Raw genomic sequence first — 25579 nt, 5'->3', positions numbered from 1 at the left:
GAGGAGTCGCCGTCTTCCGCTCCACAACTATCAAAATTAGTTATTCTTAAATGTTCGTGTTTTTTAAAAAGAAAATGATTTGTGAAATTGATTCAATAATATCTAAAAAAATAAAAAAAGTCCGGCAATCATTGATGAATTGTCTTCATCCTGTGAAGTTGGAATAAAAAACAAGACTCCTAAAAAGGCTAAAAGGCTAAAAGGCTAATTTTAGGAGTCTTGCGTTTTAAAGGTCATTTTGCAAAATAAATTTTGAGCAAACTACGTTTCAAGCAGATCATTGTAGTCGTTTGCTATGGTCTCTATTATTTATTCTTACTTGCTTCTAACACTGCTTGTAAGAATTCTGTCCCTAATTCAGAAAGATCACAACCAGATGCGTTTGGATGTCCACCACCATTATAAGCTTTAGCGATTTCAGCTAAATTAATAGCATCACCGATTGAACGGAGTGAGACTCGATTTTTAACAAGGCTAATGATAAATACTACATCAATTTCTTCAGCAAATTTCTCTGCCAAGTGATTGCCTAATTCGCTAAAATAAGAATCTGTCTCAACAACACCAATATTTAATGGTGCATCATGGCCTTTTAAATGGAAATTAGGTACAATTACCATTTGTTTTGTTTTTTTCTTTAATACCTTACGCAATTCCTCTTTTGAAAATTCAAGATAGGTAGCATCTTCTGGTGTGAAGAATTGACCAGTTAAGATATAATCCAATCTTGCATGGATAAAATCATGTCGGCGTCTTGCATAGAAAATAGTATTTAGATCGGCAGCCTCTTGAATCGAAAGAACATTCCAATCCCAAGTGTCGTATAATCGAATAGCTTCTACTAAATGTGCTAAACGATCGAAAAAGGTTTCTTTTTCAAGAACTGTATACTCAGGCGTTTTTTCAATTTCAGCCCCTTCTTCATCTACAGAATGAAAAATAGGGGATAATTCATATTCAGCGTCTTTTAATGCTTTAAAAATTAAGGTTGTTGCAGACATTTTAATATTATTTAGAGTTGGAAGAACGGTTGCCCACTCATACTTATTTAAAGCGATAGCTGATGCGTGATGATCCATTAAAACAACAGAACGATTGTCAGGTTTTTGATTCACTTTTTCAATCATTTCTGCTGTTTCTTCGTTTACACTCAAATCTGTTATGATTAATAATTCATGATCGTTCAATTCAGCTAGACGAGCTTGTACAGCTTCATCCACCTTTCGTGTTTCAACATAGTAAGGAGAATGTGTAATACCATATGCACGTAAGACAATAGATGGACCGACACCATCCAAATCTGTATGAGTGATTAAATGGATATGCTCATAATTTTGTAATTTTTGGGGTAATTTTTTAAAATTCAAGTATTTCAACGCCTTTCATATCAAACATAGATATACATTATAACATTATTTTTCATCGAACGATTATTGTATACCAAAACAAATTATTCATCCCCAAAAAAGTTGGTCAAAAACAACATGACCAACTTTTTATATACTGACTATAGATTGTTTAAGAATTTTACTGAAAGGTCCTCGTAAATTATGACCTCGCAATAGTAAGCAAAGTAAGCATTGCATTTTAAGAAATAGATAAGAAAGCATAAAGAGAGGAGCAACCGCCAGTAAAAGTTTTCTTTATTCAACGAACACTTGAGAGAGGGAGTGTAGAAAATCCCCTCTGTTAAAATTCTCACTTGATTGATGAAAGTTCTGTAAATGTTTTACCTTTAAAAGTTTGCTTGATGAGACCTACTTTAGGGGCATAGTAAGAATAAGTTTTGCCTTTACTATCTTTGACAACAATGACGTTTTTAAAAGTACCAGCCTTTATTTTGAGCTTTTTATTCGTGGCAACGATTTTAAGTGTTTGACCGTCTAGTCCTTTCCAAGTTTTATTCAGTTTAACTGGGTATTTGATAGCTAATTGGGCAATCCCAACATCTTTATTTCCTGTATAAAGTCCTTTTGAGGTTTCATATTCCATTCTTCCATATGGATCGGGTTCAGCGTTTAAATACCAAAAATTAGTCAATGTTTTATTAGAAGAGAAGACCGTTTTAAATTTAGCTTTGTATAATGTACGAAAACCAGAGCCTTTGTTTCCAGGTGAATAGTACGAATAAGTTTTATTTGTATTCATAGCATATGGTGTTTTTGTATTTGCTTTTGCACTTTGTAAGTATTTTGAAGAAATATAGCCAGTTGAAAATTGTAAAGAAACTTTTGACCAACCATTATTGAGTTTCTTTAAAACAACTACACCTTGATTGTTTTTTACTGAATCCATAACACCACTCTTTGTTGAAGCTTTGCGATATATTTTTACGGAATGATTTGACTGAACTAGTTTAAATGATTTCAATGATGCCGTTTTATATGTAGAAGTTTGCGTATTTTTTGTAACATTTGAAATATTTGAGATTGCTGCTGTATGACTTGGCAAAATGATAGATGAAATCGTTCCAAAGGCAAGAGTAGCGGTTAAGGACAATGAAATAATGGACTTGTTTTTCATAAAGAATTCCTCCTTGAGTACAATATATATTACGAATGTTACAAATACAAGTAAATTTTGTAACATTTTTAAAATGAATACTTTTGTAATAGTTATAAATGACGCAAAATGGTTTTTATGAGAAGAAGTTTCTAATTAAAAAGTAGGTAGATAGGAAGCAAATGGAATTTTAAATCGCTAATATCTATGTAAATATATGCAAAAGCACGTGTGTTGATTTGACCAAAATTAGGTCGTCTGTGGCGTGATTTTTGAAAAAACCTGTATTTTTCGGACCATTTATATAGATCTTCGCTGCGGCTTGCTCGACTCCTCGATTAGGCTTGCGCATTTCCTTCGTGCGGTGTGGATTCAGGAAGTCCATTCAATGTCCCGTGGGAAAAGCGAATAGATGAGACCCCGCAGCGTAGCGATTAAGGAACGGAGTCTATGGGCGCCACGTCCTGTGGCAACGACTCCGTGACCAACATCCTGTTGCCTCCAGCATTCGCCCGCATGAGTCGTGCAAGCCTTCGCTGTAATCAACGAATCTCCCTATTTTTATGGATTATATTGGATAATCAACACGCCTGATGCAAAAGATATTTACATATATACATATTCAAGTGAAAAGATTAGGCGTATTGATGAAGGAGAATGGGAGCAATCACTTATGAAAATTGATCTATAAAAAAGAATGCAAAAAATCGTCCTTTTCTTTTAATGTTTAGCGATTGAGCCAACAAAGGAAAAGGACGATTTGAATATGATTTTCAAGACGATTTTGGCTTTTCTTTTTAAAGAAATGAGTCCCATTACAACGTTGAGAAATTCTAAATAGATTAATTTATCCCGCGTTAACGGGCAGTAAGACCCCCACTTCAAGGTCTAGAGAGAAACGAGAAAGAAAGGTGTGGGATCAAACTGCCCGTAAAAGCCCGACTAGTTCGGACCAACAGGATGTTGGTCATTCAGGTATTGCCACAGGACGTGGCGTCTTTCACTTTTGTTCCTCTATTTCAGTGGGATGAAGAAAACCCCACTGATGGAAGCTTCACTTTATTTGTTTTTTCTCAGCAATCTTACGCCCTGTCCAATAGACGCCTATTAGAACTAAAAGGCCACCAATGACTTGTGACAATACAATTTTTTCTCCTATGAAAATAACGGCAAAGATAGATGCGAATACAGGGATTAAGTTCAAATAAATACCGGCACGATTTGTCCCTAATTTGACTACACCAGTATTCCATGCAATAAAAGCAACGATAGAAGCCAGGATCCCTGTATAAAGAATAGCGAAAATAGAAGTAGCCGACCAATGAACAACCATTGTAGTTGTTAAAGTTTCATAGATGTAAAATGGTAGAAGCATAACGATACCTACTGCAATAGATACAAAAAATGTTGAATGTCCTGGCAGTTCTTTTGCATATTGCTTGACTAATAAGGAATAGACACTCCACAAAACTAAAGCAATGATGACAATCAAATCACCTTTATTGAACCTAAAGTGACGGAGTGCTTCTAAAGATCCATTTGAAATAATTGTTATGACTCCAATAAAAGAAATAGCTGTACCAATGATTTGATTGCGATTCAATCTTTCATGAAGGAAAAGAAATGAAAGCATGTAAATAATGACAGGTGTCAACATATTCATCAAAGAAGCATTGATTGAAGTAGTATAGTGCAAAGAAATGTAGATAAGTGTGTTGAAACCTGCGATACCCGTAAAACCTAATGCCAATATAATGGCCCAATGTTTTTTGATTTGCGGCCATTCGCGTTTCAGTGATGTATAAATAATCGGTAGGAATATGATTAGTGCAACACACCATCTAAAAAATGCTAATGTAAATGGCGGTAAATCATTGGCAACGGCTTTTCCTATTACAAAATTGCCACCCCATAATATGGTTGCTATTAAAAGCAATACAACCGGAGGAAACTTATTCATCAAAAGACCTCACTTTTAAAATATAAATTAATTTTACAAATGTGTTGATTGGAGAATGGGATAAAATTCGATATAAATCCTTAATAGGATCGATAACATCTTCTCTTTTTAGAAAATATCCATTTTAAATCCCTATAAAATGCATGACGATTGGAATGCTAAAAATACTAATAATAGTCGTAACGAATGTTGTGAAAGACACTAAATCTGGTTCTGTATCAAATTGTAAAGCGAGCATAGTTGTGTTTGCCGCTGCAGGCATAGCTGCTTGGATAATTAAAACGGATTTAATCAAATCACTAAGTGGCATAAACCAAAGAATGGCTACTGCTGCGAGTGGCGATAAAATAATACGAATAATACTTACCGCTGTGACAAAACGATATTTAACACGCGTTTTGGAAATAGCTGCAAGTTGCATTCCTAATACAAGCATAACAAGAGGAATAGAAGCATCAGCTACTAAATCAACCCCATTCATCACTGGCTTTGGGACATGCACATGAATGAGCTGAAGGAATATCCCAATGATGGAAGCATGTAATACTGGCATATGAAGGACATTTTTGAACGCTTGTTTGACCGTTGCTTTTCCTTTTCCTCCAATGGCTGCAAAGAAAATACCCAATGAGTTCATAAACAATGAATGCAATACCATAATGATGACAGCAATATGAAATCCTGGAGAGCCAAGCGCAAATAATACGACTGGTGCGCCATAATTACCGCTGTTCATAAAGACCGCACCAAGCATCATTGCTGAAACTTCAGAACGCTCCGCCTTTAAAAAACGAGCCCAAATCCATGTAATGATAAATAAAACAATAATTAAAAGGATTGCGAACAAACATATGTATAAATAATCCATTGTTAATGCAGTTGTATAGAATGTACGAAAAGCAAGAAAAGGTGACATTAAATACAACGAAACTGTAGAAATCGTTTTAATGTCAAAATCGATGATTCTTTGTCCGATATAACCGATCAAAAACACGATTAATACGGGCAAAATAATGAAAAACAAATCCAACGATTTCCCTCCTTATATCATTTTCTATTTTTATTATTTCATGTTTCGAAAGAATGGCAAGTATTTTTGCAAAAAAATGAATAAAAATAGGTTTTAGGTTATGCTCCTTTTAATGCATCTTATTCATCTATCAAGCGTCTATACATATGAATCGAATATAGCTTTGTTTGATTCAAATCGAATAGGTTATTTGTGTTTTACTACTTCCAATTTTTTTGTATAAACTCATCTCTCCCAGATGCAGCACGATCTTGCTTATAGTGTTCAGGGTTCTTTTTATAAAAATCTTGATGATAACCTTCTGCTGGATAGAAAGCTGTAGCGGCTCGGATTTCTGTAACAATAGGCTTCTTGAATCGACCGCTGTTAGCTAGATTTTGTTTAGACTTTTCGGCTACCAATTTTTGTTGTTTAGAATGATAGAAGATAGCTGCTCGATAATTGCTGCCACGATCTTGGAATTGGCCACCATCATCAGTGGGATCGATTTGTTGCCAGAAGAGATCCAATAATTTTTCATATGGGAAAACTTTTTCATCGAATAGGATTTGGACAACTTCTACATGACCTGAGGTGCCTTTTTTTACGTCTTCATATGTAGGATTTTTTAAATGTCCGCCCATATAACCAGAGGTGACACTATGGATACCATCCCATTCGACAAATGGTTTGACCATACACCAAAAGCATCCACCAGCAAATGTAGCAGTTGAAAGAGTTGTTTCTGTCAATTTAGTTGACCTCCTTAAGTCTATTTTGTCCATTTTACTTGCGTAGAATAGTTTCTACAACTATTATGTAGTTTACACGATAACTTCTTAGAAAAAAAGAAGTGTTGAAGGGAGAAATTCATATGGACGAAAGTCGTCATTCATATGTCCGTAAGAAAAAAAGAAAGTTAAGAAAAGGACGTGTCTTCTTTACTATACTTATTCTACTGGCAATTACGGCTATTATTTACTCATATACTCAATATAAAGAAGGCCAAAAACTAGCATCTAACACTGTTCAAAAAACAGAACAATTTAAAGGTGATACACAAACAAAGTCGAATATAGAGAATATCTTACTATTAGGTGTAGACTCTAGGGGTGAAAAGAAATCTCGAACAGATTCTATGATTTTAGTATCTTGGGACAAAGATACGAATGATATTAAAATGGTTTCTTTCATGCGTGATATTTACGCAAATATCCCTGGTTATCAATCATATAAGCTCAACACGGCCTATTATTTAGATGGCGTGCAGTTATTAAAAGATACATTGCAAAACACATTTGATGTTGAAATAAACCATTATGCATTGATTGACTTTAAAAGCTTTGAAAAACTAGTGGATATCATTGCACCAAATGGGGTAGAAGTCTATGTCGATCACGATATGTCACAAAACATTGGTGTTAGCTTGAAAAAAGGAAAACAAAAACTTAATGGGAAAGAGTTGTTAGGCTTTGCACGTTTCCGCCATGATAATCTTGGAGATTTTGGACGTGTGGATCGACAACAAAAAGCGCTAGAAGCCTTAAAAAAAGAGGCATTGTCACCAAGCAATTTTAAAAATTATCCGAAGCTTTTAGGGGCAATTCAAGGCTATGTACAAACTGATATGACCAATAGTCAAGAATTAGGCTATCTGTTTACGGCTATAAAGGAAGGAAATCTTTCTATTCATCGTCTAACGATTCCTGTTGAACATAGCTATAATTATGGATACTATCCACAGGCCGGTTCGGTACTTGATATTAATGTGGATCAAAATAAAAAAGCGTTAGAGAAATTTCTTGGTTCTAATCCGTAATAGGGGAGTATAATGGCAATAGTAAGATAGATTCAGAAGATTTTTTAGTATAAAAGAGGGGGAAATTCATTGCAACCAGAAAAAAGATCATTCTTTACAACAAGGTTTATCCAGTTTCTGGGTGGCAAAAATTTGTTGTTTGGGTTAATTACATTATTATTAGTGGGATGTATTATTTTTGTTTATGACAAAATTTCCTTTATCTTTTATCCAATTATCGTTTTTTTGAGAACCGTTGTTTTACCAGTTATTCTAGCATTGATTTTGTATTATTTACTAAGACCAGTATTGCATTTATTGATGAAATGGAAAATTCCTAAGATCTGGGCAATACTTATTATTTATATTGCTGGGATTGGGATTATCTCTTTGTTCGTGACACTTATCTTCCCGTTTTTAAAAGAGCAATTTATGAACCTGATACAAGAATTTCCTAATTATTTTATGCAAGTTGTTCATTCTGTGCAGAATCTAATAGAAACTTCAAGTTTTGGTGAAACTTTAGCTAAGTATAATTTCAATTTAAATCAAGTATTAAATAATATTTCGAATCAGTTGAATAGTACAGTTAAAGGTGCTGCCAAAGGATTGGGAACTGGAATCGCATCAGGGATTACGGGTTTTATTTCTACCCTTACAGGTATAATTGTAGCGATTGTTACAGTACCATTTATCTTGTTTTACCTTTTAAAAGATGGAGAAAAGTTACCTAAATACGCATTAAACCTTCTTCCACCACGCATGAGAGATGATACTGCTTATGTATTGCACAAAGCTGATCATCAAATTAGTAGTTATATACAAGGCCAAATTTTGGTTGCTATTTGCATTGGAATCATGGTGACAATAGGTTTTTTAATCATTGGATTAGATTATGCGGTTGTTTTAGGGGTACTTGCAATGGTCACAAGTGTTGTGCCTTATCTTGGACCAATCATAGCCGTTACACCTGCAGCGATTATTGCGATTGTGAATGCACCGCTTATGTTATTAAAGCTTGTGGTCGTATGGACAATCGTACAGTTTGTGGAAGGAAAATTCATTTCACCTCAAATAATGGGGAAATCACTGCATGTACATCCGATCACGATTATTTTTGTCCTATTAACAGCTGGTTCTATATTTGGTGTTCCAGGAGTTATTCTAGGAATCCCTGGTTATGCAGTTTTAAAAGTTTTAGTCACACATTTATTTTATTTATTTAAAAAACGTTATAATAGGTATACAGATGATAAAGCTTTGGAGTATGAGTTGGAAGATTGGAAAAAAGAAGATTAATGTGAAATTGAAAGGCTCTTCGTCAAAAGTCACATTTGACATTTCTAAGACATGCATCATTTTGAATGCAACTTCCCAGTTTAAAGTGTTTTTACGAATAAACCAATTGAAAAAGAACATTCTGATGGTTACAAAAGCCATCAGGATGTTTTTCTTTTTAAATTTAGATTCTAAAGCATTCTATTTTAAAAAAATTAATAAATAATAAAAATACAATTGACTTTATAAATATCCAAACATATAATAGTAACATCATATACAAGAGGTGAGAGCAATGCAGGTTGGTATAATTGGAGCAACAGGGTATGGTGGTCTAGAATTATTAAGGTTTTTGTATAATCATTCAGAAATTGAAAAAATCCATCTCTTCTCTTCATCAGAGGATGGCATTTCATTTTCGAATAAATATACACATCTCCGAAGACTAATCGATCAGCCATTACAAAAAATTGAACCTGAAGCATTGCAAAAGTTAGACGTCATTTTTACAAGTACTCCATCAGGTGTATCAAGTAAGCTAATTCCAGAAGTCCTTACTGAACATATAAAAGTAATTGATCTTTCAGGAGATTTCCGAATCAAGAATACAGAAGATTATGAAAAATGGTATAAGCTGCCTTCAGCTCCACAACCATTTATTGATAAAAGTATTTATGGATTAACTGAATGGAATCGTAAAGAAATCGAGAAAGCAAATTTGATTGCCAATCCGGGCTGTTATCCAACGGCTGTTTTATTGTCATTATTACCACTATTACATGATGATCTGATCGATTCAGAAAATCTTATAATTGATGCCAAAAGTGGTATAAGTGGGGCAGGAAATAAGCCAAATGCCAACAACCATTTTTGTGAAGCAAACGATAGCACAGCCATTTACAAAATCAATCAACATCAACACATTCCGGAGATTGAACAAGCAATGGCAATGTTTGCTCATAAAGATAGCCCAATTACTTTTTCAACACATTTGGTACCGATGAATCGCGGTATTATGGCGACTAGTTATGCAAAGTTAAAAGAAGGCGTATCAAAGGACGATCTTCTACAAAGTCTACATAATAAATACGATCGAAATCCATTTATTCGAATTATTGAAAACACTTCAAAGGTTAGTACTAGTCAAGTTAGAGGAACAAATTATTGTGATATTCATATAAATGTGGATGAACGTACAGGACGTGCCACGATCATTTCTGTTATCGACAATTTAGTCAAAGGTGCTGCAGGTCAGGCCATTCAAAATATGAATGTCATGTTTGGTTTAGAAGAAACAACAGGTTTAACACAAATTCCAATTTGGATTTAGGGGGGAGAAACGCATGGTGACCGTTTCAGATAAATTAAAGAGAAGTGCAAGTCATAATATTATTTCGCCAAAAGGATATAAAGCAGCAGGCATCCATTGTGGCCTTAAACATAAAAAGAAAGATTTAGCGTTATTAGTGAGTGAGGTCCCTGCGAATGTAGCAGGTGTATTTACAACCAATGTTATCAAAGCTGCACCAATATTATTATCCAAAGACGTAGTTCAAAATACAGGAAAAATGCAAGCAATCATTGTGAATTCTGGAAATGCAAATGCATGTACAGGATCACAAGGTGCAGATGATGCTTATACAATGCAAAAGTTAACAGCCAAAAAATTAGGCATTGCACAAGATTTAGTAGGTATCTGTTCAACAGGTGTTATTGGTAAATTAATGCCAATGGATATCGTCAAAGCAGGGATTGAAAAAATCGAAGTGGGTTCTCAACTGGAAGACGCATTAGACTTTTCACAAGCGATCCTTACGACAGATACAGCCACGAAGCATACAGCCTATAATCTAACAATAGATGGTAAAGAAGTGATCATTGCAGGAGTCGCAAAAGGATCTGGTATGATTAAACCAAACATGGCAACAATGCTAGCCTATATCACAACAGATGCTAATATTAGTCATGAAACATTACAAGCATTACTTGCGGATACTACTGAAAAAACTTTTAATGCGATCACAGTTGATGGGGATACATCTACCAATGATACAGTGCTTGTGTTGGCAAATGGCTTGGCAGGCAACAATGAGTTAACACCCAATCATCCAGATTGGAATGTCTTTACAGAAGCCTTCAAGGCTGCATGTGAAGACTTATCTAAAATGATTGCCAAAGATGGGGAAGGTGCAACAAAGTTAATCGAGGTCAACGTGACAGGAGCCAAAACAGATGTGGAAGCATTACAAATTGCCAAAACAGTTGTAGGATCCTCCTTGGTGAAAACCGCTGTCTTTGGCTGTGATGCCAACTGGGGTAGAATCATTTGCGCAGTTGGGTATAGTGGTATGACAGTGGACCCAGAAACCATTAAAATTCACATCGGTGAAATTCCAGTTGTAGAATTTGGTGAGCCTATTCCATTTTTAAATGATCAATTAACTGAATATTTGAAGGAAAACGAAGTGAAAATCGCAGTTGATATGGGAATTGGTGATGGTAAGGGAACTGCATGGGGGTGTGATTTAACATATGACTATGTCCAAATCAATGCCACATACAGATCATAAAAAATTAGTCATCAAACTGGGTGGAAGTATGTTGGCAGGTCTTGATCCATCATTTTTTTCCACATTAAAGAATCACTTAGCGAAAGGTGATGAAATTATCATCGTTCATGGTGGTGGTCCAGCGATCAATGCGGCATTACAGGATAGCAACATTGCTTATAAGACTGTAAATGGTATTCGTTTTACTTCAAAAGAAGCAGTTGGAATTGTGCAGCAAGCACTTGTTGATCAAGTTAATCCACTTTTAACGAATGAACTAAACGCTTCGGGTATTCAATCAATAGGTTTAAATGGAATAGATGGAACTATTTTTGAAAGTGATTTTCTCGACAAATCGACTTATGGATATGTAGGAAAGATCAAAAATGTTCATCATGAAACGATTCAAAAATACTTAGAAGAAGGAAAACTCCCTGTTATTGCGTGTTTTGGCGCTACAGAGGAAGGAATTCCGCTGAATATCAATGGTGATACGGTGGCAAGTGAACTTGCATTAGCTCTCGATGCGGACGCATTGTTACTAGTAACTGACACTGCTGGTATTAAAATTAATGATAAAATGCAAAAAGAAGTAAATCCTGAGAAAATCCGACAATGGATTCAATCGGAAGATATCTATGGTGGAATGATCCCAAAAGTGCAAGCAGCTATTGAATGTTTAGAGGCGGGGATTCCAGCTATTCATATTGTCAATCAACATTTTGAAGGAACAAAAATTTCAAAAGAAGGAGTACTGTTATGAGTGCATTATTTGACAATTACAAAAGAAGGCCTATCCAACTTGTAAAAGGTCTTGGAACAAAAGTATGGGACAAGAACGGTAAATCTTATTTAGATTTCACAAGCGGCATCGCTGTATTAAGTTTAGGTCATGCAAATCCAATTTTGGTTGATGCGATCAAACATCAAAGTGAATTACTTTGGCATATATCCAATTTATTTGAGAGTCCATATCAAGAGCAATTAGCAGAAAAATTAGTAAAGAATACACATCTGTCATATGCCTTTTTCTGTAATAGTGGGACAGAAGCAAATGAAGCAGCGATCAAATTAGCCAGAAAGCATACAGGTAAACATAAGATTATTACTTGTTTGGATTCTTTCCATGGTCGAACTTTTGGTGCCATGTCAGCAACTGGTCAAGATAAAGTACATAATGGATTTGGACCAATTGTAGAGAAATTCAGCTATATTCCTTTTAACGATGTTGAAAGTTTACGTGCAACAGTGGATGATGAAACTGCCGCTATTATGTTAGAAGTCGTACAAGGCGAAGGGGGAGTTCACGTCATCACACCAGAATTTGCTGAAGCTATTCAAAAAATCTGTGATGAAAAAGGCATTCTATGCATTGTAGATGAAGTACAAACAGGGATTGGGCGTACAGGAACTGCTTATGCCTATGAGCAAACCGCATTAAAACCAGATATTGTGACACTTGCAAAGGGATTGGCAGGCGGTTTCCCAATTGGAGCTATGCTTGGAACAGCAGAATTATATGATAGCTTTGGTCCAGGAACTCATGGTACGACATTTGGTGGAAATCCGTTAGCAATGGCAGTAGCAACAGCTGTTGTAAATGAAATTTTCACAGAGAAATTTTTAAAAACAGTTCAGGATAAATCACAATACTTTAAAGAAAAATTAAAGGCAGCCTTACCACCTACAGTTGAAGTAAGGGGAATGGGCTTATTGCTAGGGATTACTTGCGAAAATTCATCAAAGTTAGTTGAAATAGCAGACAAGAACGGATTATTGCTTGTTCCAGCTGGAGAGAAAGTTATGCGTTTATTGCCACCTCTTACAGTAAGCTATGATGAATTAGATCAAGCGGTTGAAATTTTACAAGCTTCCATTCCAGTCACTACATCAAAATAATCATCGTGAATTAAGGCGCTCCGAGAACCGCTATTCACAGCAAATAACCTCTTTTAATGTGCTTCTAAAAAAGAAAAGGAACGGGTACCTTTTCTCTTATTTGGAAGCACTTTTTATTTTGTTATAAATTATGATGATCTTCTTCTTTTCATATAGAGTAAAAAAATCTGCTCATTCTCATGTACAGAATGAGCAGATTTTTTATTAACTAGTCGAAGCCTATTTGATCCTTTATCATGATACAAGCAAAAGCAGAGCGTAAACGGAGAGGATAAACGTTTGTAAAAACTTAACTGATTCAATTGCCACCCAATAAGATGAAGAAAATCATACTGGGTGAGTTTTCACTTTATAGAACAGAATTTTTTAAACAGTTACGCATTTCTCAATTCATTGGTTTGGAGTTTTCGTTTAAATACCAACTTTTATTTTAGAAAGCTTTCCCAAGCGTTCTACAGCCTCTTCAAGTAGGGTTTCATCTTGAACTAGCGCAAGACGAACATAGTTTTTCCCTGCTTCACCAAAAATGGAGCCCGGAACCATCACGACACCTGTTTTTTCAATTGCTTCATAGACAAAATCGATATCATTCAATTCTTGGTTAGGATATTTTGCAAAAACGAACATACCACCATTTGAAGGGGTAACAGTCCAGCCGATCTTCTTTAGTCCATCTACTAAAATACGGTGACGTTTTGTAAAGACTGCACGTAAACGATCTGTAATTTCTTCAGCATTGTCTAAAGCTACACAAGCTGCATCTTGAATAGGTCTATACGTACCATAGTCAAGATTCGATTTTAGTTCTTGAATAATAGAAACCATTTCAGCATTACCAGCAATATATGCGATACGAGCGCCTGCTAAACTGAAACTTTTGGAAAGTGAATTGATTTCCATTCCTACTTCTTTTGCACCTGGTGTTGATAAGAAACTCATTGGGTGCCCACCATCAAAATAGAATTCTGAATAGGCAGCATCATGAAGCACGATAATATTGTATTTTTTTGCAAATGCTACAACTTGAGTGAAAAAATCTATTGAAGGCATTGCAGGAACGGGATTTCCAGGTAAATTTAAAATCATCATTTTCGCTTTTTCAGCGATTTCAGCAGGTATTGCATCAAGGTCTGGTAAAAAAGAGTTTTCTTCTAATAAAGGCATATAATAAGGAATCGCTTCGGCTAAGTGAATACCGGCATCATAGGCTACATAGGCGGGATTAGTTGTTAATACATAATCCCCTGGGTTACAAAAGGCCATAGGGACATGAACTAATCCTTCTTGAGAACCCATTGTTTGAATAATTTCCGTTTCGGGATCTAAATCAACATTGCTGCGGCGTTTATAATAATTGGCAACAGCTTTGTAGAATTTTGTTGTTCCGCCTAAAGTATAACCGTATGAACTTGCCAAAGCTGCTTGTTTTGAAAGTTCTGTACGCACTTTTTCATCTGGTGGTAGATCGGGGCTACCAAGACTCAAATCGATCAGCTTTGTACCTGTAGCTGCTTTACGATTGGCGGCGGCTTTTAAATCTCCGAATATTGCTTTTGGAAACATAGCCATTTTCTTTGATCGTTCGATTTTCACTAGTAAGCACTCCTTAGATTGAAATTTAATATAACAAATATTCTACCATAGTTATCTATTATACAACAGGGTAAATTAAAATTTTTTCTGAATAATCATAAAGGAAAAGGCTTTCTATAATAAGGCTTAATTTTATAATCTAGAAAGTCGGCCATCATAAAATATCAGGCGTATGAAATGGATTCAAAAAAATATTTTTTAAATTACTAGATTTTTGTAAATATTTTATGAACTTTTAATACATAATTTGTTATACTTAGTGATGAACTTAAGTCATATGACTATTTTTCTATTGGGATAGTCAATTTGTACTTTTGTTTTAATGTATGTGGAAGGGACAGAAAACCATGGGAAAAACAATAAAATGGAAAATAATAAGTACTGTTATAGCGCTTGTTGTAATTGGGGTTCTTTTATTGAATGCTGTAAGTACTTATACGGTCAATCATAAAACAAGTGCTAATTTAAAAGCGCAAAGTCAAGTGTTTGTTACGGAAATGTCTTCTTCCATCGAAAACTATCTTGGAAGTTATGAAAAAGGCATTATTCAGTTTTCAAAATCATCTGAAGTTCTCAATTATAAAGGATCTTCTTCAGCCAAAGAAGTGAGTACGAAGTTTAACGACTTTTTGTCCATATATACTTCAGCTTCCTCTGTTTATTATGCGCAAACAAATCGACATCTCGATATTTTACCAAAAGTTGATTTAGGGAAGGATTTTGATCCTACTTCTCGAGATTGGTATAAAAATGCATACAATAATCCAGATAAGGTTTATTGGACTACCCCATATATCGATCAAGCTACTAAATCATATGCAATCACCGCAGCAAAAGCTGTCGTGAAAGATGGAAAAGTGATTGGTGTTGTAGGAACGGATATTTTATTATCAAATTTATCAAAAGAAATTTCAAAACGTGAATTAGGATATCACGGTTTTCCCATTATTATAGGAAACAACGGAACCGCGATTGCTCATCCAACAAAATTTGGTAAAGATTTATCGAATTACTCATATGTAAAGGATATGTTAGGAAGCCATAAAAACAGTGGCGTTGTCCGCACAGATGAAAAAGACAAAACGTATATAACGATTTATGATACATTGCCAAATTTAAACTGGAAAATTGCTGCGGTCTATGATGAAAACCAAATCTATCAAACTTCAAAGGATATTCGGAATATTTTTTTCCTAATGTCAGCTATCTTATTAGTGATCTTATTTGTAGCTTTAGTATTCTTGATTGCTAGAATTACAAAGCCAATAGAAGCACTTAGGACTTTAATGGGAAAAATGGCTAATGGAGATTTAACGGTTCGTTCAACCTATAATGGAAAAAATGAAATTGGACAACTGTCACATGATTTTAATAAAATGGCTGAAAATATGAGTTCAATCATTCAAGTTGTTAAAAAATCTTCTCATCAAGTAAACGAAAACTCTACAAAATTAAATACATTGGCAGAAGAAACAAGTGCATCAAGTCAGGAAGTAACAGCAGCTATGACTGAAATTGCTAAAGGGGCAAGTAGTTCCGCAGGACGTGCAGAAACTGCAGGGGAACATGCACAAGCCTTGAGTAATCAAATTAATGAAATTCACTCAAAATCGATTGCTATGAAAGAAGTTGCTGAGGAAGCACATCGAGTGAATAAAGGTGGGCAAAAGCAATTCAATCATTTACAAACTACTTTCTCTGGATGGGGCAATAGTATGTCAGAAATGGCAAATATGATTTCTTCTTTAGAAAATAAAATTAGTTCTATCAATAATGTCATGAAGATCATTATGGAAATTTCGAATCAGACGAATCTTCTAGCATTGAACGCAAGCATTGAAGCGGCAAGAGCTGGAGAACATGGAAAAGGCTTTGCAGTTGTGGCAGATGAAGTAAGAAAATTAGCTGAGCAATCTGCTAAGGCTACAGAAGAAGTACGTGAAACAGTTAATGCTTTACAAGAAGAATCAAATCAAGTTACAGAGCAGATGCTAGAAACGAAAAAAGCCTTCCAAAGTCAAAATGAAGTGGTTGAAACGACAAGTGAGGCATTCCATGGCATTTCTAAACTGATTCAACGTCTTGATAATTCGATTAAAGAAATTTCTGATGATGTGCTGAAAGTAACGAATTTTAAAGATGAAGTAGTGGAACTGATCCAACATATCGCAGCAACTTCAGAAGAAACGGCGGCTGCATGTGAAGAAGTTAGTGCTTCATCAACAGAACAATTAAATGCAGTAGAAGCGGTTTCGACATCTTCTGAAAACTTAACGCTTTTAAGTGACGAACTTTCTACTGCCATCAAAAAATTTAATACAGATTCGAAGATTGATTGAAGATTAGTGTAAAAATTCACTACAATGGATAGCGCAACACCACGATTGTGGTTTGTGCTACCCATTTTTATCTTTATGTATATGTAATAGATGCTTTGCGCGAGCCTGTAATCAAAACAACTCATAAAATTTTCAGGACCTCCCAGCATGATAAACCTATTAGTCTAGAAGAGGCACTTTCTATGTACGCAAACAAACTGACCATCTTCCCTGTGATACTTGATCCAGACTTGTACATTATAAGTTTCATTACAGCTAACAAACTGATTAATGCGGCGGAATTTCTTTTCAATAGCTTAGAGAGAGCATCTTTAAAATCATAAGAAAGTTGAATAAGTGATGAAGCATGCTTTCATACGTGTGAAAAACACTAAGAGCTTGACTGGCGCGTTTATAAACAGGGCACGGCACAATTACGGTGGTGTTTTATATGATTGTATTAATGTAGTTCAAAAATAAAAAACACGTTTGAATTATCAAACGTGCGAAAAGGGAGTTTAAAGACGGTGTGGAGCCGTCTACTCCCATCTTTGACTAAAAGTTATTAGATTATACGTTTAATGATTCTGAAAAATTTGTTTATAAAAATATTTGATCAGCAGGGAGATGGAGTTGCTAAAAAATGGAATGAGTTGCTGAGGTTGATAAAGATATGATTGCTGAAATTGATTTACTGAAAAGGATGTTTACGTAGTAAGTGGTACCAACTTAAAGTTGGTGACCCACCACCAGCTGGATTTGGAAAACAGGAGATTAACTGGCGAAAAGGGATACCTAATCATAGCAAGATTAAGTATATACAAAAGTTTTAGCTTTAAAGGTTTAAAGTAAATGATCTTTATATTTTATTGTGTTACCATAAATTATATAATTTAACTATTTATAAATGCAGGAGTGACTGTATGATTCCCCATAAATTTTTCTTGATTCCAAATACTATAGATAAGAAATTAGTGAATGCTTTTTACCCAAGTGAAGATGATAGAGATAGTTATAATCAATATGTGATTGAAAGTTTTATAATTGATGATGATTTTATTGATTATATATATGAGCATTTAGGTGAAAATGAATTAGATGATGTACCTTGTATAAATCCAAGTAAGAGTAGCTTCCCTAAAATGGATGGGTATAGTAGATGTGGTGATAGTCTATTCATTGATGAATCTGCCGAAAAGTTAATAAAAACATTTTCATTATGGAAAGAGTTAATAGAAGATAAACCAGATGAATTCACTTTTAATAATGAATTTTTTAATAGAAGAAAGATAATGAATAATCTTGAAAAAGCTATTGATTGTTCAAAAAAATTATTAACTAAAAAATATTATATTTATCATATGGGTATTTAAAATTAATTTAATACATACTTGAATCAATTTCATAAATCATTTTCTTCTTAAAAAATACGAACATTTAAGAATAACTAATTTTGATAGTTATGGAGCGGAAGACGGCGACTCCTACGGGAAAAGCTTGAGCTGAAAGCCCCGCAGGAACGTAGTGACGAGGAGATTGAAGCCAAGCCCGTGGAAAGCGCCGTCTGGAGCGGAACAAAAATTTCTGAATATTAATGTTCATGTTGAAATGTTCGTGTTTTTCGTCTGAATTTTGCATTATGAAATTGATTTACTTATGCATGATGCAAAAAATACTTTCTTGACACCTTCTGATGTTTTAGATCATATAAAGCTGATGGTTTTAAAAAGCTTTATATATCAATGTTTATTGATTGTTTCTAATTTCGTGAAAGTTTGCAATTGTAGCATTTCCATGTTAGGATTACATTAATTACATAAAACACACTTATCAAGAGAAGCCGAGGGAAATGGCCCAGCGAAGCTTCAGCAACCTCTGCCTAGCAGAAAGGTGCTAAGTCCTACAAGACAGATGACAGTCTTGAAAGATAAGAATTGAGTGCATTTCAAACCTCTTTTCTTATCATAGAAAAGGGGTTTTCGTTTAGAGAAAATGTCTCAATACGGTAGATGAATACGTTAATGAGCGGCTTGCTGATTAATGATAGTAAAAAGGAGAGTTTATGAATGCCTATTAATATCCCTAAAGATTTGCCTGCTACAGAATTATTAAAGAAAGAGAAGATATTCGTAATGGATGAAGATCGTTCCAAAAGTCAAAATATCCGTCCGCTAAATATTGCTATTTTAAATTTAATGCCTCAAAAAGAGAAAACAGAATTGCAACTTCTTAGGCTATTAGGGAATACGCCATTACAAACGAATGTAACATTTTTAAATACAGCAACTCATGAGTCTAAAAATGTAAGTAAATCACATCTAGAAACATTTTATACAACATTCGAAGAAGTAAAACACCGTCGATTTGATGGACTAATTATTACGGGTGCGCCAATTGAGTTAATGGAATTTGAAGAAGTCGATTTTTGGGAAGAGATCAAACAAATCATGGATTGGTCCAAAACAAATGTGACATCAACTTTGCATATATGCTGGGGTGCACAAGCTGCCCTTTATCATCATTTTGGGATTGGAAAATTCCTTCTACCAGAAAAATGCTCAGGTATTTTTAAGCACACGGTAAATGATTCAACCATTAAACTATTACGAGGTTTTAATGATGTGTTTACAGCTCCACATTCACGTCATACTTCAGTTTCTCTTAAAGAAGTGGAGGCACATCCAGATTTAGTGGTACTATCTTCTTCAGATGAGGCAGGGCTTTTTATAGCGATTTCAAAGGATGAAAGATTTATCATGGTAACGGGTCACTTAGAATATGACGCCTGCACGTTAAAAGAAGAATATGAGAGAGATGTAGCAAAGGGGTTAGATGTTCCTATTCCAAAACATTATTTCCCAAATGATGATCCATCAAAAACACCTTTAAATACTTGGCGTGCACATACACATCTATTATTTTCAAACTGGTTAAATTATTATGTATACCAAGAAACACCTTATGAATGGGAATGAAGGTAATGGTAAAAAATCCGTTGTAAGTTATTCGATTTCTTACAGCGGTATTTTTATGTTCTATTTTAATATCTAAAGAATTAGAGCTAACATTGATGAAAAAGATTGTGTTGAAGAGGATATGGGAGATGGTTAAGCTTATTTCTGCATGAATGAGAAACAAAAGGACATCATCGAATGGATGATGTCCTTCCAGTATGGGCGTAGTGGGGGTCGAACCCACAACCCCCTGATTAAGAGTCAGGTGCGCTAGCCAATTGCGCCATACGCCCTTTGTTTTAAGACATTAACTATCATATCACTATATTTATATAATGTAAAGGGATTAGCTATTTTTTTCACATATTAATTGGTAGGAAGTAGTTCATATTTCAAGATTCAAATCAATAGGTGGGGGAAAACGCCTTGATAAGCTTGTTTTGTTCGATTGGCATATTGTGATGAATAGAAAACACGTAGTGAAATCTAACAACAAATAATCCGTTCAAACGAATATCAAATCTTTTAAAGGTTGCTATGTAAATACTTCAATAACAAGTATCACTAGAATATCCAACAATGTGAACTTCTAAATTGTTATAACCATAATTCTTCTAACATGGCTAATTGGTTTACTTCATCAACTAAAAATGTTGATCGTTCCTCCTGTAAAGCTTCTTTGCTATGGCTTCCCCATGTTACTCCACATGAAAAAACATTTGCGGATTTCGCCATTTGCAAATCGAAAATAGTATCACCGATCATTACCGTTTCATCTGCATTTAATTGATAAAAATCCATTAGTTTTAAAATACCTTCTGGATGAGGCTTATAATGTGTCACTTTATCAGAACCAATAATATCTTTAAAATATGTATTGATATTGAGTGTTTGTAAGTTACGAAGAAGTACATCCGACTTTTTGCTTGATACAACAAAAAGCTGCTTACCGCTTGAGGCTATACTTTCTAATACATTTGGTATATTTGGAAATGTAGAGAGCGTTTTATTCTCTAAATTCTTGTAGGCTTGTCGGAAGATAGTAAGCAATTTTTCAAACGATTCATCCGTGAAACCTGTAGTTGCCATTTTTTTAAAGGATACTTCAATGGGAACACCCATATAATATTCAATCTGTTTTTCGCTCGGTTTCTTTAAACCAAATTCGATAAAAGCTTGTTGCGTGGCTAGTACACTACATTGCCTTGAATCTGCAAGTGTGCCATCAAAGTCAAAAATTAGATTTTTAATCTGCATGCTTCAACCTCTCTTTTTCTTATTGATGATTGATTGAATAAAGTATATCATATGACGTTCTATCTTTGGCTTTTTATGAGAAAATATTTACAAATATATAGAACGTTTCTGTAGCATGAAAAAGAAAAGGACACCATCTCAATAGATGATGTCCTTTCAAATATGGGCGTAGTGGGGGTCGAACCCACAACCCCCTGATTAAGAGTCAGGTGCGCTAGCCAATTGCGCCATACGCCCTTTACTTTAAGACATTTATTATAATAACGCTACATTTTAATAATGTCAACAGGCAAACTAAGGAAATTTGTTTTTTTAGAAAAGCGAATGATGAAACATGATATACATGATTAGTTCCATGCTTTTTGCAATAATTCGATTCCTTTTAAGATTTCTTCTTCTGTATTACCACCAAAGCCTAATTGAATCAATGGATATTTTGGCTTCCTTTTAATGAAAAAACGAGAAGCAGCGTACACTTTTACACCATTTTCAGCAGCTCTTTGGATCAATTGTTGTTCTGTGTAACCGTTTCGAATACGTAATAATACATAAAGTCCTGATTCTTTTCCTAGAATTTCAATGTCATCTGAAAATGCTTGTTGTAATGCAGTAGTTAATATCTCCATTTTTCTCTTATATATAGATTTCATTCTTCGAATATGTGATTCCCAAAAACCATTTTCCATAAAAATAGCCATAGCTCTTTGATGGATCGAAGAAGTAGTTTGCTCCATATTTGAAAAAGAGTGATGATAAGCTTTCAGTAACTTTTGAGGAAGAATTATATAGCTAATTTTCAATGTTGGTAAAAATGATTCAGCGAAACTTCCTAGATATATGACACGATTCAAATCTTGAGACGCTAAAGCAGGAATAGGTTGTTGTGAATAACGAAATTCGCTGTCATGATCATCTTCAATGATAAAACTATCTGTATGATAAGCCCACTCAATCAAACGTTGACGTTCATAGATAGGCATTGTTACACCAGTTGGAAATTGATGAGATGGTGTCGTATAGAAAATATGATGGTTTGTCTCTGGCAATTGCTTTAAAAGCGTGCCTTTTGACGAAAAGGGCATTGGCAAAATGTCGAAATCAAACAAAGAACTGAATCTACGTGCCGTTTCAGAGCCAGGATCTTCACAGATAATAGTATGAAAATCATTTTTTACTAATAAACCAATTTTCATAAACAATTCCTGTTTGCTGCTCCCTATAATAATGGAATGCGCATTTGTATCGATTTTTCTTGACTTTAACAAATAAAAAGAAAGTTGTTGCCTTAGAAATGGATCTCCTTGGTAATGATCCTTTGAATAGATAAAAGGTTGCTCCATTGCCAAGTTTGTACATTGTCGCCATTTGGCTAATGGAAAAGATTCCTGATCGACAGCAGTTGGCTGAAATTTTATTTTATAGATCGGTATTTGTTTGCGAATAATGATGGAGTTACTTGTTTTCCATTGAATTTGTTTTTTCTTAACGGGATTTACAAAGTATCCTTTTCTCCCTTCACTGCGTATATATCCTTCCGCTAATAGTTGGTTAAAAGAAGATACTATCGTGCTACGACTGACTCGTAAATCATTTGATAATTGGCGAATGGATGGCAGTTTAGTATTTGCATGTAAAGATTTGTTCAGGATTAACTCTTTAATATGAAAATAAATTTGTTGATATTTTGGTGTTCCTTTTATGAATTGAAATTCCAAAGATCTCATTGAACCATCCTTTCTTTAGTTATAATTAAATCCTATACATAAATAATGTTTTGGATTTTATTCCGGGTAGTAAAGCTTCCCCATCTCAAGATATAGACAAAAATGAGAAAGATAGATGGGGATGAACTGCCGCATGCGTTCGATTGGCTTGGACGGGCAGGATGTTGATCCCTCAGGTGTTGTCACAGGACGTAGCGCTTTTAACCTGAGTTCCTCTAGATCAGCGGGGGATGAAGAACCCCCCACTGATGGGAGACCACTGAAAAAGTCAATGCATCTTCAAAAAAATGATAAAAATAATCTTTTTAGTTCATAAAATTAAAGAAAAGATGGATTTTTATCAATGAAATAGAGATTCTATAGTTTTTCAGTGTTCTCCACTGATGGAAGCTTCACTTTATACATAATGCCAACAGGCGAAGTTTTTTCATACTATGCAAATGGTATGGTGATGCAATAAAAATGGAATATATATTATTCTATTATACAATAAATTTTTCAATAAATTATGGAACTTTACATAATTATTAAATTTTATTTCCATCAACATCAGCAGCTAGCAAACCTCTATTCTTATGTGCGAAGCTTCATTATATAAGTGAATAATTCACATGACTAATTGACATTATTTTTAGAGCTTATGCAGGACAAGAGTTATTTTATTCTGTGCGGATTCATATTACAGGAGATTTTAGAGAAAATGGGGGATGAAATATTCCATATTAGTAAGAAAAAAGCGTACACATTTGGAGTGGAAGATCTAAGTTAAAAGTCGACAAAACAGAACTGATAAAAAAGATTAGGAAAATCCCATTGGTTATAATAGAGGAGATGGAAATTAGTTGGTATAGTGGAATGAAGAAATGGTGGTTCAATAGGTAGTCTTGCCCTTTGTAAAAAGCTAGGACATTTGTTATGTTTTTTATGCAATTCTATAATGGCTAGATGACTTTTTCCTTTTTTTCACCATTTAAAACAACTTATAGCTGTGTTATAATAGAAGATATTTTAATCTATAATTAATTATGATACACTATGGTAAGGTTGTAATTGATACAGAAAAGGTATGTGACTGGGCGGTGCCTTGTTTGCTGTAGTCCCTAAACAGGTGTGCCTACATCCTTTCTGCAAATCTTAGGGTATAAGGAAGAGGAAGGTAAAAAATGAGTAACAGACAAACTACAACAGATGTTATCTTAATTGGTGCCGGGATCATGAGTGCTACTTTGGGAACACTCTTGAAAGAACTAGCGCCAGATTGGAAAATTAAAGTGTTTGAAAAGCTCGATAAAGCAGGAGAGGAAAGTTCTAACGAATGGAATAATGCGGGAACAGGACATTCGGCATTGTGTGAGCTTAACTACACAGTCGAAAAACCAGACGGCTCCATAGATATTAGCAAAGCAATCAAAATTAATGAACAGTTCCAACTTTCAAGACAATTTTGGTCTTATCTTGTAAAAAGTAATCTAATTCAAAATCCGCATGATTTCATCATGCCGATCCCTCATATGAGTTTAGTACAAGGTGAAAAAAATGTTGCATTTTTGAAAAAAAGGTTTGAAGCGCTTTCAAATAATCCTCTATTCCAAGGAATGGAATTTTCTGATGATCCAGAAAAATTGTTGGAATGGATTCCACTTATTATGACAGACCGTAAATCAAACGAACCTATAGCAGCAACAAAAATCGACTCTGGAACCGATGTTAACTTTGGTGCTTTGACACGTATGTTGTTTGAACATTTAAAACGTAAAAACGTCGAAGTCAACTATAAACATAAAGTTGAGAATATTAAACGTACAAGCGATGGCTTATGGGAGTTAAAAGTGCGTAATGCTAGCGGTCAAATAGAATACCATGCAGCAAAATTCGTCTTTATCGGCGGTGGTGGAGGTGCTCTTCCTCTACTACAAAAAACAGGTATTCCTGAAAGCAAACATGTTGGTGGATTCCCAGTAAGCGGATTATTCTTAGTATGTAACAATCCGGAAGTTATTGCTCAACATCATGCAAAAGTATACGGAAAAGCTGCTGTTGGTGCTCCTCCAATGTCTGTTCCGCATCTTGATACACGATATATCGATAACAAAAAATCATTGCTATTTGGACCATTTGCTGGTTTCTCACCAAAATTCTTGAAAACGGGTTCAAATTTTGATTTAATAGGTTCTGTGAAACCGAATAATGTATTTACAATGTTAGCGGCAGGTGCAAAGAACATGTCATTAACAAAATACTTGGTGCAACAACTTATGCTATCAAAAGAACAACGTATTGAAGAATTAAAAGAATTTGTTCCAAATGCGAAAAGTGAAGATTGGGATATTGTCGTAGCGGGGCAACGTGTACAAGTTATTAAAGATACTGCTGCTGGCGGTAAAGGAACACTTCAATTTGGTACAGAAGTTATTACGGGTGCTGATGGCTCAATTGCCGCATTACTAGGTGCTTCTCCAGGTGCTTCTACTGCTGTTTTTGTTATGCTTGAGGTAGTTAAAAAATGTTTCCCACAACATGCAAAAGAATGGGAATCAAAAATCAAAGAAATGATTCCTTCTTACGGCTTAGCATTAGTGGAACATCCAGAGCTTATCGATGAAATTCACACTTCAACAGCACAAGCGCTTGGTTTAACTGAAAAATAAAAATTTTATTTAGAGAACGAAATAAGTCATTAGAATATGATTGAAATCCAATATAGAACCTTTGATCTAATTTTAGATTGAAGGTTCTTT

General features: G+C 34.7%; 20 protein-coding genes, 2 tRNA genes and 1 riboswitch. Of the genes, 11 read left to right on the top strand and 11 right to left on the bottom strand.

Annotated features, from left to right (window positions below):
• Positions 1-305: 305 nt before the first annotated feature.
• The 6 genes from FEZ13_RS04915 to msrA form a co-directional block, all read right to left on the bottom strand.
• Positions 306-1367 (bottom strand): DHH family phosphoesterase, encoded by a 1062-nt coding sequence (locus tag FEZ13_RS04915; protein ID WP_146551687.1) that lies wholly within the window; start codon positions 1365-1367, stop codon positions 306-308.
• Positions 1368-1698: 331 nt separating this feature from the next.
• Positions 1699-2523, bottom strand: a complete 825-nt coding sequence (locus FEZ13_RS04910) for an SH3 domain-containing protein (RefSeq protein WP_186725771.1) — start codon at positions 2521-2523, stop codon at positions 1699-1701.
• Between the two features lie 351 nt (positions 2524-2874).
• Positions 2875-3048 carry a hypothetical protein gene (locus FEZ13_RS19355; protein ID WP_186725770.1) on the bottom strand — a complete coding sequence of 58 codons (174 nt, stop codon included), beginning with the start codon at positions 3046-3048 and terminating at the stop codon, positions 2875-2877.
• 508 nt (positions 3049-3556) lie between these two features.
• Complete coding sequence (locus tag FEZ13_RS04905) at positions 3557-4462, bottom strand: DMT family transporter (RefSeq protein WP_146551685.1); 906 nt, start codon at positions 4460-4462, stop codon at positions 3557-3559.
• Positions 4463-4586: 124 nt separating this feature from the next.
• Entirely contained in the window at positions 4587-5492 is a 906-nt protein-coding gene (locus tag FEZ13_RS04900) for an AEC family transporter (RefSeq protein WP_146548829.1), read from the bottom strand.
• 200 nt (positions 5493-5692) lie between these two features.
• Entirely contained in the window at positions 5693-6256 is a 564-nt protein-coding gene (gene msrA, locus FEZ13_RS04895; protein ID WP_146551684.1) for a peptide-methionine (S)-S-oxide reductase MsrA, read from the bottom strand.
• Positions 6257-6345: 89 nt separating this feature from the next.
• Between msrA and FEZ13_RS04890 the strand changes: the two genes are divergently transcribed.
• The 6 genes from FEZ13_RS04890 (at position 6346) to FEZ13_RS04865 (ending at position 12995) form a co-directional block, all read left to right on the top strand.
• Positions 6346-7290, top strand: coding sequence for an LCP family protein (locus FEZ13_RS04890; protein ID WP_146551683.1), 945 nt, complete (start codon positions 6346-6348; stop codon positions 7288-7290).
• Positions 7291-7359: 69 nt separating this feature from the next.
• Complete coding sequence (locus tag FEZ13_RS04885; RefSeq protein ID WP_146551682.1) at positions 7360-8568, top strand: AI-2E family transporter; 1209 nt, start codon at positions 7360-7362, stop codon at positions 8566-8568.
• 274 nt (positions 8569-8842) lie between these two features.
• The gene (argC, locus tag FEZ13_RS04880) at positions 8843-9877 is read left to right on the top strand and encodes an N-acetyl-gamma-glutamyl-phosphate reductase (RefSeq protein WP_146551681.1); all 1035 of its coding nucleotides are present in this window, start codon (positions 8843-8845) and stop codon (positions 9875-9877) included.
• A gap of 13 nt (positions 9878-9890) precedes the next feature.
• Complete coding sequence (gene argJ, locus FEZ13_RS04875; protein ID WP_186725769.1) at positions 9891-11117, top strand: bifunctional glutamate N-acetyltransferase/amino-acid acetyltransferase ArgJ; 1227 nt, start codon at positions 9891-9893, stop codon at positions 11115-11117.
• A complete protein-coding gene (gene argB, locus FEZ13_RS04870; protein WP_146551680.1) occupies positions 11080-11859 on the top strand; it encodes an acetylglutamate kinase in 780 nt (259 codons plus the stop codon). Before argJ ends, argB begins: the two co-directional genes overlap by 38 nt.
• Complete coding sequence (locus FEZ13_RS04865) at positions 11856-12995, top strand: acetylornithine transaminase (RefSeq protein ID WP_146548823.1); 1140 nt, start codon at positions 11856-11858, stop codon at positions 12993-12995. The genes argB and FEZ13_RS04865 overlap by 4 nt, the downstream gene beginning before the upstream one ends.
• Positions 12996-13406: 411 nt before the next feature.
• On the opposite strand, the gene FEZ13_RS04860 is transcribed toward FEZ13_RS04865, so the two are convergent.
• Positions 13407-14588, bottom strand: coding sequence for an aminotransferase class I/II-fold pyridoxal phosphate-dependent enzyme (locus FEZ13_RS04860; protein WP_146551679.1), 1182 nt, complete (start codon positions 14586-14588; stop codon positions 13407-13409).
• A 347-nt stretch (positions 14589-14935) separates the two neighbouring features.
• On the opposite strand from FEZ13_RS04860, the gene FEZ13_RS04855 reads away from it, so the two are divergent.
• From FEZ13_RS04855 to metA, 3 genes are all read left to right on the top strand, one after another.
• A complete protein-coding gene (locus FEZ13_RS04855) occupies positions 14936-16927 on the top strand; it encodes a methyl-accepting chemotaxis protein (protein WP_186725768.1) in 1992 nt (663 codons plus the stop codon).
• 902 nt (positions 16928-17829) lie between these two features.
• Entirely contained in the window at positions 17830-18279 is a 450-nt protein-coding gene (locus FEZ13_RS04850; RefSeq protein WP_146551677.1) for a hypothetical protein, read from the top strand.
• 451 nt (positions 18280-18730) lie between these two features.
• Positions 18731-18840, top strand: a riboswitch (SAM riboswitch).
• 132 nt (positions 18841-18972) lie between these two features.
• Positions 18973-19881 (top strand): homoserine O-acetyltransferase MetA, encoded by a 909-nt coding sequence (metA, locus tag FEZ13_RS04845; RefSeq protein ID WP_146551676.1) that lies wholly within the window; start codon positions 18973-18975, stop codon positions 19879-19881.
• Between the two features lie 198 nt (positions 19882-20079).
• Here the strand turns inward: metA and FEZ13_RS04840 are convergent.
• The 4 genes from FEZ13_RS04840 to pdxR form a co-directional block, all read right to left on the bottom strand.
• Positions 20080-20153 (bottom strand) — tRNA-Lys (locus FEZ13_RS04840).
• A 304-nt stretch (positions 20154-20457) separates the two neighbouring features.
• Positions 20458-21117: an HAD family hydrolase gene (locus FEZ13_RS04835; protein WP_146551675.1), complete on the bottom strand. Its 660-nt coding sequence runs from the start codon at positions 21115-21117 to the stop codon at positions 20458-20460.
• Between the two features lie 163 nt (positions 21118-21280).
• A tRNA-Lys gene (locus FEZ13_RS04830) sits at positions 21281-21354 on the bottom strand.
• Positions 21355-21464: 110 nt separating this feature from the next.
• The gene (gene pdxR, locus FEZ13_RS04825) at positions 21465-22841 is read right to left on the bottom strand and encodes a MocR-like pyridoxine biosynthesis transcription factor PdxR (RefSeq protein ID WP_146551674.1); all 1377 of its coding nucleotides are present in this window, start codon (positions 22839-22841) and stop codon (positions 21465-21467) included.
• 133 nt (positions 22842-22974) lie between these two features.
• Between pdxR and FEZ13_RS04820 the strand changes: the two genes are divergently transcribed.
• Positions 22975-23157, top strand: a complete 183-nt coding sequence (locus FEZ13_RS04820; protein ID WP_146551673.1) for a hypothetical protein — start codon at positions 22975-22977, stop codon at positions 23155-23157.
• 847 nt (positions 23158-24004) lie between these two features.
• Positions 24005-25489: a malate:quinone oxidoreductase gene (locus FEZ13_RS04815; RefSeq protein WP_146551672.1), complete on the top strand. Its 1485-nt coding sequence runs from the start codon at positions 24005-24007 to the stop codon at positions 25487-25489.
• The last annotated feature ends 90 nt before the right edge of the window (positions 25490-25579 follow it).

It is taken from the genome of Rummeliibacillus sp. SL167, from assembly GCF_007896505.1.
Taxonomy (GTDB): Bacteria; Bacillota; Bacilli; order Bacillales_A; family Planococcaceae; genus Rummeliibacillus; species Rummeliibacillus suwonensis.
Note: the sequence above shows the minus strand (reverse complement) of the source record. Positions and strands in the feature narration are given on the sequence as shown.

Bases quoted from the DNA above. Each gene is read 5' to 3' on its own strand.
- FEZ13_RS04910 (WP_186725771.1), bottom strand. From the start codon at position 2,523: ATGAAAAACAAGTCCATTATTTCATTGTCCTTAACCGCTACTCTTGCC.
- FEZ13_RS04905 (WP_146551685.1), bottom strand. From the start codon at position 4,462: ATGAATAAGTTTCCTCCGGTTGTATTGCTTTTAATAGCAACCATATTA.
- msrA (WP_146551684.1), bottom strand. From the start codon at position 6,256: ATGGACAAAATAGACTTAAGGAGGTCAACTAAATTGACAGAAACAACT.
- FEZ13_RS04890 (WP_146551683.1), top strand. From the start codon at position 6,346: ATGGACGAAAGTCGTCATTCATATGTCCGTAAGAAAAAAAGAAAGTTA.
- argC (WP_146551681.1), top strand. From the start codon at position 8,843: ATGCAGGTTGGTATAATTGGAGCAACAGGGTATGGTGGTCTAGAATTA.
- argJ (WP_186725769.1), top strand. From the start codon at position 9,891: ATGGTGACCGTTTCAGATAAATTAAAGAGAAGTGCAAGTCATAATATT.
- argB (WP_146551680.1), top strand. From the start codon at position 11,080: ATGACTATGTCCAAATCAATGCCACATACAGATCATAAAAAATTAGTC.
- FEZ13_RS04865 (WP_146548823.1), top strand. From the start codon at position 11,856: ATGAGTGCATTATTTGACAATTACAAAAGAAGGCCTATCCAACTTGTA.
- FEZ13_RS04855 (WP_186725768.1), top strand. From the start codon at position 14,936: ATGGGAAAAACAATAAAATGGAAAATAATAAGTACTGTTATAGCGCTT.
- FEZ13_RS04850 (WP_146551677.1), top strand. From the start codon at position 17,830: ATGATTCCCCATAAATTTTTCTTGATTCCAAATACTATAGATAAGAAA.
- metA (WP_146551676.1), top strand. From the start codon at position 18,973: ATGCCTATTAATATCCCTAAAGATTTGCCTGCTACAGAATTATTAAAG.
- FEZ13_RS04835 (WP_146551675.1), bottom strand. From the start codon at position 21,117: ATGCAGATTAAAAATCTAATTTTTGACTTTGATGGCACACTTGCAGAT.
- pdxR (WP_146551674.1), bottom strand. From the start codon at position 22,841: ATGAGATCTTTGGAATTTCAATTCATAAAAGGAACACCAAAATATCAA.
- FEZ13_RS04820 (WP_146551673.1), top strand. From the start codon at position 22,975: ATGCGTTCGATTGGCTTGGACGGGCAGGATGTTGATCCCTCAGGTGTT.
- FEZ13_RS04815 (WP_146551672.1), top strand. From the start codon at position 24,005: ATGAGTAACAGACAAACTACAACAGATGTTATCTTAATTGGTGCCGGG.